Genomic DNA, 14,796 nt, shown 5'->3' on the forward strand with positions numbered 1-14,796 from the left:
GGAACGGCGCGCTCAGCCGCAACGGACCCGCACGTCGCGCAAGCCCTGCCGGGCCCCGGCCGCTTTTAAGGGGCGCGGGGAACGGCGCGCTCAGCCGCAACGGACCCGCACGTCGCGCAAGCCCTGCCGGGCCCCGGCCGCTTTTAAGGGGCGCGGGGAACGGCGCGCTCAGCCGCAACGGACCCGCACGTCGCGCAAGCCCTGCCGGGCCCCGGCCGCTTTTAAGGGGCGCGGGGAACGGCGCGCTCAGCCACAACGCACCCGCACCACCCGCCCAACGCCCGCCCCCCCACACGCACAAATCACGCCGCGACAGCGGTACTCGCCCGCACAACCAACCGCGTCGACAACTCCGTCCGAGTCCCCTCCGGCTGCTCCCCGGCCATCATCCGCACCAGCAAGCGCAGCGCAACCGCCGCCATCTCGGAAACCGGCTGCCGGACAGTGGTCAGGGCCGGCGAAGCCCACCGCGCCTCGGGCAGGTCGTCGAACCCCACCACACTGACCTCGTCCGGCACGGACACCCCCCGCTCCGCGAGCGCGCGATACGCGCCCAGCGCCATCCGGTCCGAGCAGACGAAGACGGCCGTGGGCGGCTCCGGCAGATCGAGCAGCTCCAGCATCCTGCGATACGCGGAGCCCTCGTCGAAACCGCCGTACCGCAGGTACTCGGCCCGATGCCGCACCCCCGCCGCCGCGAGCGCCGACCGGTACCCCGCGACGCGCGCGCCACTGCACGTCCTGCGGCGGTGACCCGCGATGACGGCGACCCGTTCGTGGCCGAGCGAGAGCAGATGCTCGGTGGCGAGCACCCCGCCCTGCCAGTTGGCCCCGCCGACCGACACGACACCCGACGGCGGTTCGAGCGCCGGGTCGATCAGCACGAACGGAATGCGGTGCTGCTCCAGCCAGGCGTACTGGGACACGGTCAGTTCGGCGAGGTTGAACAGCACCCCGGACGAGCCCCGGGTGGCGAGCTTGTCCAGCCAGCCGCGCTCCGGACGGTCGCCCCGGGTCCGGGTCAGCCCCGCCGAGACCACCACCTCAAGTCCCGCGTCCTGCGCCGCCTCCTCCACCCCGTGCAGGATCGCGCCGGCCCAGGAGCTCTCCAGCGAGTGCACGACGAGGTCGACCAGACCCGGCGACTTCGCCGCGTCGAACCGGGGTCTGCGCACGTAGCCGAGCCGGTCGAGTGCCTCCGTGACCCGGCGGCGGGTCTCCGGCGCCACGTCCTCACGGCCGTTGACCACCTTCGAGGCCGTGGGTACGGACACTCCTGCCGCGCGGGCGACGACCGCGAGGGTCGGTCCCGCCACGCTCCCGGTACGCACCATGGAGCCCACCTCTCCGGCCCCGTCCCGAGGGCCCGCGAAAGTTTCGGGTAGAAAGCGCTTCCTACAGTGGTCCCTACAGTAAGGCCGTCCGAACTCGCCGTGGAAGAGCGGGTACTCGGTGGAATTCCACGGAGCCGAAAGTCTCGAAATGCCGGACATGCTGGTCGTGAGCGGTTCCCCGACCGGTTTCAGGGGCGGTTCCCGTAGTGGTTCGGGCAGGCGACACGTCCGACTTCGGCACCCCGGGGCTGCGCGGCAGAAGGGTTCTGTGATGCGGTGGCTGCGATGCGCAGACGCGGTTCGTCGGGGTGAGGAGGGCTTCGGATGGCTGAGGGACCTGGGGCGGCCGAGGATCCCGCCGTGGCCGAGGATCCTGTGGTCGGCACCCCTTACGGGGCGGTGCGGGGCCGTTACGAGAACGGCCTCGCCGTCTTCCGGGGCATCCCCTACGCGGCTCCGCCCTTCGGCCCCCGCCGCTTCCGGCCGCCGGTGCCGCCCGAGCCCTGGGCCGGAGTGCGCGACGCGGGCGCGTTCGGGCCCACGCCGCCCAAGCCGCCGTACTCCGAGGCCTTCGCGAAACTGCTCGCCGACCCGGTCGTACCGGGCGACGACTGCCTGAACCTGAACGTGTGGACACCGGAACCGGCCCCGGGCGCCCGCCTCCCGGTCATGGTGTGGATCCACGGAGGAGCGCTGACCCGGGGCTCGTCCGCGATTCCGGTGTACGACGGCCGGTCCTTCGCCCGGGACGGCGTGGTGTTCGTGTCCTTCAACTACCGCCTGGGAGTCGAGGGGTTCGGCCTCTTCCCGGACGCCCCCGCCAACCCGGGCCTGCGCGACCAGCTCGCCGCACTGGAGTGGGTACGGGACTCCATCACACGGTTCGGCGGTGACCCGGACCGGGTGACCGTCTTCGGCGAGTCCGCCGGGGCGATCAGCATCGGGGCGCTGCTGGCGAGCCCGCGCGCCCGGGGGCTGTTCCGGCGGGCGGTGCTGCAGAGCGGGGCGCCCGAGGTGGCGGAACGGGACAAGGTGCGGCGCATGGTGCGCCGGATGGCCGCCCGCTTGAGGGTGCCGGCGACGGCCCGGGCGTTCGCCGCCGTCGACCGCGGCGCCCTGGCCGAGGCGCAGGCGGAGGCCGGCCGCCGTGCGAGCCCGGTCGTCGGCGGGCCCGCGTTCGGCATCGTCGTCGACGGTGATCTGGTGCCGCGTGATCCGCTGGAGGCGCTGGTCGAGGGCGGCGTCGCACAGGACGTGGAACTGCTCCTGGGCTGGACCAGCGAGGAGTACCGGCTGTGGCTCGCGCCGACCGGACTCCTCGAACGCCTCGACCGGCTCGGCCCGGTCGCCCTGACCGCGGCGAGGGCCCGCTGCCGCTGCGGTCCCGAGGTGCCGCGCGGCTACCGGCTGGCCCGTCCCGGGGCGAGCACCGCCGAACTGGTGGGGCAGCTGGTCACCGACTTCCTCCTCCGCGTGCCGCTGCACCGGCTCGCCGACGCCCACCGGGCGCGCTCGCACGTCTACGAGTTCGCCTGGCCGTCGAACGTACCCGGCCTCGGGGCCTGCCACGCCCTGGAACTGGGCTTCGTCTTCGACACGACCGACGTGCCAGAGGCGGCGAAGCTCGCGGGCCCGGGGGCGCCGCAGTCCCTCGCCGACGAGATGCACTCGGCGTGGGTACGGTTCGCCGTCACGGGTGACCCGGGCTGGCCCGCCTGGGACGACACCCATCCTGTACGGGTCTTCGGGGCGGGCGGGCCCGAGGTCGTACGGGGGCCTCGGGACCGGGAGATGGCTCTGTGGGAGACCGGGCCCCCGGCCCGCACCGGGATCGAGCGCGACCCGGTGTCACCCGAGCCGGGCGTGACGCCGAGAACCGCGATGCGACGGCTCCGCGGGCGGGGAGGAGCGCGGAGGGTCTGACGACGACCCGCCTCGCTCGGGCAGGAGCAGGAGCAGGAGCAGAGGCTGGGGCTGGGGCTGGGCAGGGGCCGCGTCAGCGTTCGGTCGTCGATGACTTTCGCCGGGACTCCCGGCCCTTGGTGCTCGGCGGGCGCCGGGTCAGGACGAGCGGGCCGCTCTCGGTGATGGCGACCGTGTGCTCCGAATGGGCGGTGCGCGAGCCGTCGGCCGAGCGGATGGTCCAGCCGTCGGGGTCGTACACGATCTTGTCGGTGCCCGCGGCGAACCAGGGCTCGATCGCGATCGTCAGACCGGGACGCAGCTTCCAGCCGCGGCCGGGACGGCCGTCGTTGGGGATGTGCAGCTCCTCGTGCATCGTGCGGCCGATGCCGTGACCGCCGAATTCGAGGTTGACCGGGTAGCCGTACTCCTTGGCGACCCCGCCGATGGCCGCCGAGATGTCCCCGAGCCGGTTGCCCGGCAGTGCGACCTCGATCGCGGCCTCCAGAGCGACCTCGGTGGCCTCGATCAGCCTCAGGTCCTCCGCTGCCGGGGTGCCGACGACGACGGAGAGGGCCGAGTCGGCGGCCCAGCCGTCGACCATGACAGCCATGTCCATGGTCAGCAGATCCCCGTCGCGCAGCTTGTAGCTGTGCGGCAGACCGTGCAGCACGGCGTCGTTGACCGAGAGGCACACCACGTTGCGGAACGGGCCCTTGCCGAACGAGGGCTCGTAGTCCCAGTAGCAGGACTCCGCGCCGCGCTCCTTGATCCGGCGGCGGGCGTGATGCTCCAGATCCAGCAGATTGACCCCTACCGCCGCGAGGTCACCGAGTTCGCCCAGCACCTGACCGAGGAACTGTCCGGTGACGTGCATACGCTCGATGTCTGCGGGAGATTTGTGCTCGATCACTGCGTTCCTCGATTCCCCTGGGCGGTCGACCGGTATATTTATACCAGAGGGTGGGATGGTTGCCCGCCGGACGCCGACGCCTCTAGCATGTGCGGATGGTCCGCCATCCGCTCGCCCCCGAACAGATCGAGGCGGGCCGTCGTCTCGGGGCAGCGTTGCGTTCCGCCCGGGCCGGACGCAGCCCCGCCGAAGTCGCCGCGGCGGCGGAGATCTCGCCGGAGACGCTCCGCAAGATCGAGACCGGCCGCATGCCGACGCCCGCGTTCGGCACCATCGTCCGGCTCAGCGAGGTACTCGGCGTACCCCTGCCGGAGCTCGCCAGCATCTGGCGCACCGATCCCGCCCTGAGCGCGGCTTCCTGATCTCCCTGCCTTTGTATCCCCCGGGTACGCCTTCGCCCCGCTCACAGCGGTGAGCGGGGCGAAGACCTCAGGTGCGCCAGGTCGGCTCAGGTCGGGTCAGGTCCGATCAGGGCAGGGTCCATTTCTGGTTGGCGTTGGTGTGGCAGGTCCACAGATGGACGGCCGTTCCGTCGTTCCACGTACCGCCGGACGCGTCGAGGCATTTGCCGGACTGGGGGTTGCGTACCGTGCCGTCGGACTGGGTGGCCCAGGTCTGGGCGCCCGAGCCGTTGCAGGTCCACAGCTGGACCTTCGTGCCGTCGGCGTTGCCTCCGCCGCTCACGTCGAGGCATTTGCCGAGGGCCTTCAGAGTGCCGTCGCTTCCGGTGGTCCACTTCTGGGCGGCGGATCCGTTGCAGGTCCAGATCTGGACCTTGGTGCCGTCGGTGGTCTGGGCGTTGTCGATGTCCAGGCACTTGCCGTTCACGCCCTTCACCTCACCCGTACGGGGTCCGGGCTCCTGCCCGCCGGCACGCTTGACCCGGATGTTGCGGAAGGACACGTCGTCACCGTCACCGTGGTTCTGGATGCCGATGTGCCCCTGCCGCAGACTCCGTACGGGGTCGGTGTTGGTGAAGTCGTTGATCTTGCGGCCGTTGAGGAAGATCTCCAACCGCTCACCGGTGACCCGGAGTTCGTACGTGTTCCACTCGCCCGGCGGATTCAGTGCCGCGTCCCGTGCGGCGACGTCGGCGGACTTGAAGCCGTAGACGGAGCCCGTGGTGCGGTCGACGGCGTCCGTGGCGTCGATCTGGATCTCGTAACCGTTGTCCACCGCCGTCCACGGGTCGTCGGAGGCCGGGAAGCCGATGAAGACACCGGAGTTGTCGTCCCCGGCCATCCGCCAGTCGAGCTTGAGGGAGTAGTCACCGGTCAGCTCCTGGGCGTTGTGCCAGAACAGCCCCATCCCGCCCACGGAGGTCAGGGTGCCGTCCGCGAGAGCGAACTGCCCCGGCCCGGCCTGCTTCCAGCCGGTGGTGGACGAGCCGTTGAACAGTGACGTGTAGCCGGTCTCCGGGCGGCAGTCCGCGTCGGTCATCCCGGCGGCCCAGCGGATACCGCCGAGGAGGTGGCGCCGGAAGACGGGATCGGCGTACGACTCGTCGGTGTGCCCGCCGCCCGTGTAGAAGGCCCGGCCGCCCTGGTAGTCCTTGCACCAGGCGATCGGGTGGTCACCCGACATGTTCCCGCCCGAGTAGCTGGACTCGTCGAGCGAGGCCAGTACATGGGCGGTGGTACGGGGGTTGGTGCGGTAGTTGTACCACTCGTCCGTGCGCTGCCAGGTGCTGCCCAGGTGGGCGGTGGCGTCGTGCGCCCGGTCCTCCACCTTGACCGTGGCGGACTGGATCGCCGGATGCGAGTGGAAGAGCGCGCCGGCCAGACCCTCGTAGAAGGGCCAGTCGTACTCGGTGTCGGCGGCGGCGTGGATGCCGACGTATCCGCCGCCGCCCTGGACGTAACTCTCGAAGGCCGTCTGCTGGGCGGCGTTCAGCACGTCACCCGTCGTCGACAGGAAGACGACGCTCTTGTACTGGGCGAGGTTGCCGGTCGTGAAGGTCCCCGCGTCCTCGGTCGCGTCCACGGTGAAGTTGTTCGCGCCGCCGAGGGCGCGCAGGGCCGCGATGCCCTCGTCGATCGAGTCGTGGCGGAAGCCCGCCGTCTTGGAGAAGACGAGGATCCTGTACGCGGGGTCGGCCGCCGCGAGGGGCCGTGCCTCAGCGGTCACGGAGCCGGTGACGGACTGGCCCACCGCGTCGGGCAGTGCCGTGGCCTGCGGGGTCAGACAGAGCGTGGCGCCCACGAACAGGCCGAGGGCCGCTTTCAGATATGTACGCATGGTCGGTCTCCTCCCTCCTACGGCAGGGTCCATTTCTGGTTGGCGTTGGTGTGGCAGGTCCACAGATGGACCGCGGTTCCGTCGTTCCAGGTGCCGCCCGAGGCGTCGAGGCATTTGCCGGACTGGGGGTTGCGGACGGTGCCGTCGGTCTGGGTGGCCCAGGTTTGGGCGCCCGAGCCGTTGCAGGTCCACAGCTGGACCTTCGTACCGTCGGCGTCGGCCCCGCCGCTCACGTCGAGGCATTTGCCGAGGGCCTTGAGTGTGCCGTCGCCTCCGGCGGTCCACTTCTGGGCGGCGGATCCGTTGCAGGTCCAGATCTGGACCTTGGTGCCGTCGGTGGTCTGGGCGTTGTCGATGTCCAGGCACTTGCCGTTCACGCCCTTCACCTCACCCGTGCGGGTCGCGCCGCCGGAGGTGGTGAAGGAGAACTCGTCCAGGTCGAAGAGCGAGCCGCTGCCGCCCTTGAAGACGAGGTGGAGGGAGGTGGAGCCGGTGGGCTGGTTGCTCAGTGCGGCCGTCACGTCCTGGAAGGTCTCCCAGCCGCCGGTCACCGGCACGGTCGCCGTGCCGAGCAGGGTGCCGGTCGTGGAACCGGCGCGGACCTCGATGGTGCCGCCCGCGCCCGCCGAGGAGACCCGGGCGGTGAACCGCGTCGCGTTGCCGAGGGCGTACGGCTTGAAGGAGACCCAGTCGTTGTTCTCGATGTTGCCGACGGTCTTCCCGCCGTGCGCGGGACCGTGGGAGATGACGTCGACACCCGCGGAGTCGCCGTAGTGCTCGCCCTGCCGGTGGCTGGGCTGGACGACGTGCTGGTCGTGCGCGGTCAGCGCGGGCTGGCCGCCGGCGCCCTTGTCGGTGTACTCGGCGTCGAGCACGCCGAAGATGTTGGCGTTGGGATCGTGCTCGCCGTCCGCCAGGGTCTGCAGCGTCCCGGTGCAGCCGGTGGCCGAGGTCTGCGGATGGCCGTGGCTGTCGTGTCCGACGATGAAGGTGACCTTCACCTTGGAGCAGTCGATCGTGCCGTCAGTGCCGTCTTCGGGGTCGGTCACCGTCACCTTGAACGGGATGGCGTCGCCGAAGTCGTGGATGCCGCCGTCGAGGGGCAGGTCGAGTCTCACCGTGGGCGCGGTGTTCCCCACGGTGATCTGCACGGAGGCACTGCCGGATTTTCCGGTGCCGTCCGTGACCGTCAGCGTGGCCGTGTACTGGCCGTTGGCCGTGTAGGTGTGCGAGGGGTTGGCGGCGGTCGAGGTGGAGCCGTCGCCGAAGTTCCAGGCGTAGCTCAGCGCGTCGCCGTCCGGGTCGGTGCTGCCGGCCGAGGAGAACGTGACGGCCAGCGGCGCCTTGCCCGAGGTGACGTTCGCCTTCGCCTGCGCGGTCGGGGCGAGCCCGCCCGTGACATGGTCGATGCGGTACAGCGCGGAGTTCGCGTCGCCGTTGAAGTAGCCGGTGCCGTAGTCGAGGACGTACAGGGCGCCGTCGGGGCCGAAGGCCATGTCCATCACCTGGGTGCCGGTCCAGGGGACGGAGTTGATGGACTGCACGGTGCCGTCGGTGCCGGACTCGATGCGCTTGATCCAGCGGCGGCCGAACTCACCGGCGAAGAAGTCGCCGTCGTACTCCTGCGGGAACTTCACCTCGGAGGTGGAGCCGGCGTCGTAACGGTAGACCGGGCCACCCATCGGGGACTCGGAGCCGTTGCCGAACTCCGGGACGGACGCGCCGTCGTAGGGGATCCAGGCGGGCTGGACCGGCGGCAGACTGGTCAGACCGGTGTTGCGCGGCGAATTGTTCGTCGGCGCGGCGCAGTTGAAGGCGGACCCGGAGGCGCCGGTGGCGAAGTTGTAGTCGATGTAGGCGTCGTTCTTGCCGGTGCAGTACGGCCAGCCGAAGTTGCCGGCCTTCGTGATCCGGTTGAACTCCACCTGCCCGCCGGGGCCGCGGGTGGGGCTGGCGGTGCCGGCGTCGGGGCCGTAGTCGCCGAGGTAGACGATGCCGGTGGCCTTGTCGACGCTCATCCGGAAGGGGTTGCGGAAGCCCATCGCGTAGATCTCGGGACGGGTCTTCGCGGTGCCGGAAGGGAAGAGGTTGCCGCTCGGTATGGAGTAGGACCCGTCCGCGTTGACCTTGATCCGCAGTACCTTGCCGCGCAGGTCGTTGGTGTTGGCCGAGGAACGCTGGGCGTCGAAGGCGGGGTTGCGGGTGGCGCGCTCGTCGATCGGGGTGTAGCTGTCCGAGGCGAACGGGTTGGTGTCGTCGCCGGTGGACAGGTACAGGTTCCCGGCCGCGTCGAAGTCGATGTCGCCGCCGACGTGGCAGCAGAGACCGCGGGAGGCCGGCACATCGAGGATCTTCTTCTCGCTGGCGGGATCGAGGGTGCCGTCGGTCTTCAGAACGAACCGGGACAGCCGGTTGACCCCGTCGAAGGGGGCGAAGTCGGCGGCGCTGCCGTCGGAGGGGGCGTCACCGGAGGGCGTGCTGAGTGGGGGCGCGTAGTAGAGATAGATCAGCCGGTTGGAGGTAAAACCGGGATCCACGGCGACGCCCTGCAGCCCCTCCTCGTCATGGCTGTAGACGTCCAGCTTGCCCGCGACGGAGGTGGTCCCCGCCGCGTTCGTCAGCCGGAGCGTGCCGTCCCGGGAGGTGTGCAGGACCGAGCGGTCCGGCAGCACCGCCAGGGTCATGGGCTCGCCGGTCTCGGCCACGCCCTTGGCGAGCGTGACCTGCTGGAACTCGACGGCGGCGGCCTCGGATCCGCCGGCCGGATCCGCAGGTTGCGCGGGGTGAGCGGCGGCGGGGGAGATGGGCAGCAGACAGCCGACGGCACAGGCCACGGCGGTCAGCAGATGACGGACACGTCTGTGTCCGAGCGGTTTCGTGCGCACAGAGGTCTCCCAAAGTGGGGTGGGATGACGACAGTCCTCACCGGACTGCCAAGCGGTGCACAGGCGCGCGCCGTCGCGCCGTCGTGACCGGTCGCAGCTCTATGACCGGTTCATTTCAAGGAAGTTAGCGACCTTTGTCGAACGCCGTAACCCATCGAGCACAACTTCCCGACACTTTTTCCCCACCGAGGACAAAGTGACCGACACCGAGACGGGCGGACCCCGACAGAACCCGGCGCCGCGACGACGTGCTACCGGTCCCCGGACGGAGCCGCCCCACCGCAGTGCACACATATTTTTCGCCGGTCGAGGGATAGCGGCAGGCTGCCCATCGCGTCGTGAGGGTTGTTGAGAAGGGGAGGGCCGATGGAGGCCTCGATACACGAAGAGTTCCGGGAGTTCGTAGCGATGCGCTCCACCGCGCTGCTGCAGCTCGCGGTGCTCCTGACCGGCGGGGACCGTCACGCCGCCGAGGATCTGCTGCAGATAGCCCTGATGAAGGCCTATGGGCGCTGGGCACGCATCGAGCGGCCCGAGGCGTATGTCCGCCAGGTCATCTACCGCCAGCAGATCAGCCGTTGGCGGCTGCGCAGACACCGCGCCGAGACAACGGTGCCGGTACTGCCCGAGCCCGGCGGACACTCCGGCGCCGAGTCGGAGTCCGAGCTGCGGATCGCGCTGTGGACGGCGCTCGGGCAGCTGTCCAAGCGGCAACGGGCCGTGCTCGTGCTCCGCTACTTCGAGGACCTGCCGGAGGCCGAGGTCGCGGCGCTGCTGAGATGTCCGGTCGGCACGGTGCGCAGTACGGCACACCGGTCGCTCGCCAAACTTCGGGTGCTCGTACCGGAACTCGGCCCTCAGGGGGCCACGGAGCAGGCACAGCCGTTCAGCTACACCGCGAAGGGAGCCCAGGGATGACGGCGGAGCAGGTGGAGGACCAGGTCCGGGCGACGCTGCACGCGGTCGCCCTGGACGGGGTGCGGGCGCCCGGGGACCTGGCCGAGAAAGTGGTGCGGCGGCGTGACCGGCGCCGCTTTTCGCAGGCCGCCGGAACGGTGGTGGCCGTTGTCGCGATCACTGTGGGGGCGGTGCTCGGCTTCGGTGACGGCGGTGCCGCCGAGCAGGACCCGCCGGTGCGGCCGGCGGCGTCGCCGCCGGGCTGGAAGCCGTGGCAGAGCGGTGCTCCGGGCATCGGTGAGCGGGGCTGTCTGGCGGACGGGTCCGCGCTGTACTGCAGCGGGTACGAGTACGACGTCGTGAAGCTGGATGCCCGCACCGGCGAGCGGCTGTGGTCCCTCCGGGGAAACGGCGGCGGTGACGGACGGGACCATCCGTTCGCAGTGCGTGACGGCGTGCTCTATGCGTATCGCAACCACACGGAGCAGCAGCGGCAGGACGGAAACTATGTGATCCATGCGCCCGGTACCGATCTGATGGCCGTGGACGCGGCCACCGGTGACGTGCTGTGGGCGGTCGAGATGCCCGCCGACACCCGCTCGGACCAGAGCGCCATGCTCATCGACGGCGCGGTGCTGGCGAACACCCCCACGGACCGCTCGCTGTCCGCCCTCGATCCACTGACCGGACAGGAGAAGTGGCGTCACACCTGGGACAAGGGCATCGCATGCGAGCGTGCGGTGCTGAGCGGTGTGCCCCATCTTCTGTGCGTGCGGGACATCAAGAAGCCGGACGGCACCGACGTCTTCCGTCTTGATCCCGTCACCGGAGCCGCCACGAAGGTCACGACCGTCCCAGGCGCACAGCGGCTCATCGGGACTTCGCGGGGCCGACTGGTCCTGGCCGAAGCGCGGCGGACGGCCGACAAGGACATGCGGCTGACCACCGTCAGCAGCTCCGGCAAGCAGACCTCGCACTTCTGTCGGATCGAGGAGAACCCGGCCGCATTGGACGTCTTCGGCGACCGTTTGATCACCGTGTCCTGGCAGGGCAGAGCCTCGGCCCACTCACTGACCACGGGCAAGGCCCTGTGGAGCGACCGCCCGGTGGGTGTGGAGATGCCCGATGAGGAGACGACGCCCATGGGCCTGGCATCTTCCGTGGTGTCGGAGGGGCGGAGGATCGTGTACTTCCTCAGCCCGACCGGCGACCTGTCCGGCCTCGACCTGCGCACGGGCGACGAAGTCTGGCGCACGCACACCGACGCCGACCACCCGGGCGACGGCCTCGCGGTCATACCCGAACTCCTGCTCTACGAGGAGGTGTTGGTCGCCCTGAACGGCAGCGAGATCGTCTCCCTGCTGCCGCAGAGCGACGACTGACGGAGCTTCTTCACCTCTGCGCAGCGCCTGCATCCGTCAACAAGTGTGCTCAGCAGACGAATTGAAACCGCTCACCGACCTCAGCCGAACGGACGAGCCGAACGGACGGACGGGCGGAACGGACGGGGCCGAACGATTCGACCAACCCTGCTCGACCACTCAAGAATAGGTTTTCAGGCGTTGCGCGAGCAGTGGTGTGGCTTCGGTGGGATCGATGTCGCAGACCAGCAGCCCGGGCTTTCCGTAAGGCTGGTGGCTGAGTAGCGTGCCGTCCGGCCGCACCACGGCGGATGTCGTGGGCGACCCCGGGCTCGCGCAGTTGACGGCGGCGACGTAGCAATTGTTCTCGGCGGCGCGACAGAGAATTGCCTTCTCGTGGAAGGAGTTTCTCGGATCGGCGAATTCAGTCGGCTGGAAGGCGCCGGGATCTGCTTCGCTGTAATGCGGGTGGAACACCAACTGGGCGCCGTTGCGAACGGCCCAGCGGACCGTCTCCGGATAGCGGAAGCCCTCGTGGCAGATCACGATGCCGAAGCGGAATCCGTCGACTTCGAATATCTGGCGTTCGCTGCCCGCCTCGTATATGGCATCTTCTTCCGGGTCGAGCTGCACCTTGTCCTGATAACCCGCTCGATCGCCATCGGGGCTCAGTACGAGCGTGGTCAAACGCGGCTTGTCGGAAACGTACCGCTCCGTACCGAGCACCACGTAGATGTGGCTCTCCCTCGCGGCCTGGGCGATGCGCTCGTGCGCGGCTTCCAAGAAGTCTGCGCTCACGGCCTTGTGCGATTGCGGCGGCCATGGGTAGCCCGGCACGTACGCTTCCGGGAAGCACACGATACGCGCGTCGGCAGCAGCAGCGGCTCTGACCGCGCGCTCGGCTCGCTCCACGGAGTCTTCTGGATTCTCGGGAATTTCAAGGTTGGCGAGCGCGATGCGAAGTTTTGTCATGCGTCTCATTGTGCTGCACAGCCGGGACACCCGGGGGTGATCCGGCTGCACTGCCCGGCGGCCCGGCGGCCGGGCTGTCGCCTTCGGTGAATTGTTCGCGCCGCGACCGCCCCGCCCCACCACGCCACTCAGGACCGCCGCCCGCTGATTTCGCCCATGGCCGGTCCAAAGGGGTGCGGGGGCTGTGGCTAAGCGAGGCCCGGCCTCCGATAGGGGCGCGGCGCGGGGAACTGCGCGCCCAGCCCCCACCGGCCCGCGGAGCCGAGTCCACCAACTCGCACCCACCCTGGGCGAAGCCCTACCCGGGCGGGGCCTGCACCGCCCCCACCGCGGCAGCGATCCGCGAAACCGCCCCCGGCCCTACCCGACAGCACCCCCCGATCAACCGCGCCCCCGCACGCTCCCAGCCCACGACCCGCTCCGGCGTGAAGGTGGAGCGCCCCCGCCAGGCACGCGCCCCCGCGTCCCAGGTCTCCCCGCTGTTCGGATAGACGACGACCGGCTTGCCGGTGACCCGCACCGCGGTCGTCACCGCGGCGTCCACGTCCTCGGGAGCGCAGCAGTTGACGCCGACCGCGATCACCTCGTCGGCGTCGGCGGCCACCGCGAAGGCCTCCTCCAGCGACTGTCCGGCCCGCGTCCGCCCATCGGCGATGCTGTACGACAGCCACGCGGGTACGCCGAGCCCACGCACCGCCCGCAGCAGCGCCCGCGCCTCGTCGACGTCCGGCACGGTTTCCAGGGCCAGGACATCAGGGCGGGTCCCGGCCAGCACCTCCACCCGGGGCCGGTGGAAACGCTCCAACTCGGCCACGCTCAGCCCGTACCGCCCCCGGTACTCGGAGCCGTCCGCGAGCATCGCCCCGTACGGGCCCACGGACGCCGCCACCCACAGCGGCCCGCGCGCGCCCCGCACACCGGCCTGCCGGGCGGCCTCCCGTGCGAGACCGACGCTCAGCCCCAGGAAACCGGCCGCCCTCTCCTGGGAGATGCCGCGCCGGGCGAAGCCCTCGAAGGTCGCCTGGTAACTGGACGTGATCGCCACGTTCGCGCCGGCCTCGAAGTAGGCGAGATGCGCCTCGGTGATCGCCTCCGGTCGCTCCACGAGCAGCCGCGCCGACCACAGCTCGTCGCTCAGATCGTGCCCGGTGGACCGGAGCTGGTTGGACAGACCGCCGTCGAGAACGACGCTGCCGGCGCCGGTGGCGAGGACGTCGGCGAGGGAGCGGGCCGCTGCACCGGGAGAGCTGTCGCTGGTCATGCGCCGACGCTAGCCGAACCGCAGCCGCCCCCCGCCCCCCGGCTCCCCGCAGCTCGCCGACGAGGTACGCGAGGTCTTCCGGTTGCCGTTTGGTTGCCGTTGCGACGCGCCACGCGCCACGCATCATGCGCCACGCGCCACAGAGTCGCGCTCCGCGATCACGTCCGGTTCCGCGTGGGCGGAACGCGGAATCCGTGTTCGTGCAGGGTCAACTCAGGTCCGGCCAGTTCAGGAGGTTCTCCAGGATGGTGTGGTCGCCCTCGCTGCGTACGGCGTCCAGGGGGAGGCGGCCGTGCAGGGTGAGCAGCAGTTCGCTCGCGGAACCGTGGAGGCTTGCGTCCGCATCGCGTCCGCCGTCGGTGACGAGGCGTGACCCCGACTCCGTCACGTCGATCGTCCACGACTCGCCCTCCGCCGCGTGCAGGCCGATCCGGGCCGGCTCGTGCGGCCAGGGACCGGCGGTGCCGTGGCTGACGCCGATGAACTCGGCTATGCCGTCGAGTGCCACAACCTCCGGGACGGGCAAGGGAGTTCCCGTCGCCAGCTGGGCGTCGAAGGCGTGGACAGCGGCCTCCTGGACCTGATGGCGCGCCACGGTACCGCTGTTCGCCGGGACGTCGGAGTCGCCCCACCACGTCCAGCAGTCCACCGCGGGACCCGCCGCTCGCAGGGCGGCGACCAACTCCTCGGTGGCCGCGGCCGAACGCGCCAACAGGCCGGTCGACTGCGTCTCATCGGCCGACACGGCGGCCGGGCCCACGGCCGGTGCCACGGCCGGAGGCTTCTCGCTGGGCCCGGCCGCGACCGCCGCCGCCCAGAACCGGTGCACCTCGGTCACGTGCTCGACGAGTTCGCGCAGCGACCAGTCGGGGCAGCTGGGAACGCGGACCTCCAGATCGGGAGAACCGGCGACGCTGCTGCGCAGGGCGGCGGAGCGGTCCTCGATCAAGGCCAGCAGGTCTTCGAATGGTGGTGTCTGGGTCATCCCCGTTTCCTATCACCCGCCACTGACAGTGGAGTTGCCGCGCGGTTC

General features: G+C 70.5%; 11 protein-coding genes. 4 read left to right on the forward strand and 7 right to left on the reverse strand.

What is annotated here, in order from left to right:
* Positions 1 to 302 precede the first annotated feature (302 nt).
* Positions 303 to 1,334, reverse strand: a complete 1,032-nt coding sequence (locus tag ACH4DZ_RS19370; protein WP_398288389.1) for a LacI family DNA-binding transcriptional regulator — start codon at positions 1,332 to 1,334, stop codon at positions 303 to 305.
* 324 nt (positions 1,335 to 1,658) lie between these two features.
* Between ACH4DZ_RS19370 and ACH4DZ_RS19375 the strand changes: the two genes are divergently transcribed.
* Positions 1,659 to 3,257, forward strand: a complete 1,599-nt coding sequence (locus tag ACH4DZ_RS19375) for a carboxylesterase/lipase family protein (RefSeq protein ID WP_398288390.1) — start codon at positions 1,659 to 1,661, stop codon at positions 3,255 to 3,257.
* Between the two features lie 73 nt (positions 3,258 to 3,330).
* Here ACH4DZ_RS19375 and map read toward each other — a convergent pair whose 3' ends face one another.
* Positions 3,331 to 4,149 carry a type I methionyl aminopeptidase gene (map, locus tag ACH4DZ_RS19380; RefSeq protein WP_398288391.1) on the reverse strand — a complete coding sequence of 273 codons (819 nt, stop codon included), beginning with the start codon at positions 4,147 to 4,149 and terminating at the stop codon, positions 3,331 to 3,333.
* Between the two features lie 95 nt (positions 4,150 to 4,244).
* Here map and ACH4DZ_RS19385 point away from each other — a divergent pair, with 95 nt between their 5' ends.
* A complete protein-coding gene (locus ACH4DZ_RS19385; RefSeq protein ID WP_107016494.1) occupies positions 4,245 to 4,511 on the forward strand; it encodes a helix-turn-helix domain-containing protein in 267 nt (88 codons plus the stop codon).
* A 106-nt stretch (positions 4,512 to 4,617) separates the two neighbouring features.
* On the opposite strand, the gene ACH4DZ_RS19390 is transcribed toward ACH4DZ_RS19385, so the two are convergent.
* Complete coding sequence (locus ACH4DZ_RS19390; RefSeq protein WP_398288392.1) at positions 4,618 to 6,387, reverse strand: ThuA domain-containing protein; 1,770 nt, start codon at positions 6,385 to 6,387, stop codon at positions 4,618 to 4,620.
* 17 nt (positions 6,388 to 6,404) lie between these two features.
* On the reverse strand, positions 6,405 to 9,272 hold the full coding sequence (locus ACH4DZ_RS19395) for a PQQ-dependent sugar dehydrogenase (RefSeq protein ID WP_398288393.1): 2,868 nt from the start codon (positions 9,270 to 9,272) through the stop codon (positions 6,405 to 6,407).
* Positions 9,273 to 9,638: 366 nt separating this feature from the next.
* Here ACH4DZ_RS19395 and ACH4DZ_RS19400 point away from each other — a divergent pair, with 366 nt between their 5' ends.
* Together ACH4DZ_RS19400 and ACH4DZ_RS19405 are read left to right on the forward strand one after the other, a co-directional pair.
* Positions 9,639 to 10,190, forward strand: coding sequence for a SigE family RNA polymerase sigma factor (locus tag ACH4DZ_RS19400; RefSeq protein WP_398288394.1), 552 nt, complete (start codon positions 9,639 to 9,641; stop codon positions 10,188 to 10,190).
* Positions 10,187 to 11,551 carry a PQQ-binding-like beta-propeller repeat protein gene (locus ACH4DZ_RS19405; protein ID WP_398288395.1) on the forward strand — a complete coding sequence of 455 codons (1,365 nt, stop codon included), beginning with the start codon at positions 10,187 to 10,189 and terminating at the stop codon, positions 11,549 to 11,551. Before ACH4DZ_RS19400 ends, ACH4DZ_RS19405 begins: the two co-directional genes overlap by 4 nt.
* 159 nt (positions 11,552 to 11,710) lie before the next feature.
* Here the strand turns inward: ACH4DZ_RS19405 and ACH4DZ_RS19410 are convergent, their stop codons facing one another.
* The 3 genes from ACH4DZ_RS19410 to ACH4DZ_RS19420 all read right to left on the reverse strand — a co-directional run bounded on the left by ACH4DZ_RS19410 (position 11,711) and on the right by ACH4DZ_RS19420 (position 14,748).
* The gene (locus tag ACH4DZ_RS19410; protein ID WP_398288396.1) at positions 11,711 to 12,502 is read right to left on the reverse strand and encodes a carbon-nitrogen hydrolase family protein; all 792 of its coding nucleotides are present in this window, start codon (positions 12,500 to 12,502) and stop codon (positions 11,711 to 11,713) included.
* Positions 12,503 to 12,800: 298 nt separating this feature from the next.
* Positions 12,801 to 13,763, reverse strand: coding sequence for a homocysteine S-methyltransferase (gene mmuM / locus ACH4DZ_RS19415; RefSeq protein WP_398288397.1), 963 nt, complete (start codon positions 13,761 to 13,763; stop codon positions 12,801 to 12,803).
* A gap of 208 nt (positions 13,764 to 13,971) precedes the next feature.
* Positions 13,972 to 14,748, reverse strand: a complete 777-nt coding sequence (locus tag ACH4DZ_RS19420) for a maleylpyruvate isomerase family mycothiol-dependent enzyme (protein ID WP_398288398.1) — start codon at positions 14,746 to 14,748, stop codon at positions 13,972 to 13,974.
* Between the last annotated feature and the right edge of the window lie 48 nt (positions 14,749 to 14,796).

Source organism: Streptomyces sp. NPDC017991 (assembly GCF_044328075.1).
GTDB lineage: Bacteria > Actinomycetota > Actinomycetes > Streptomycetales > Streptomycetaceae > Streptomyces.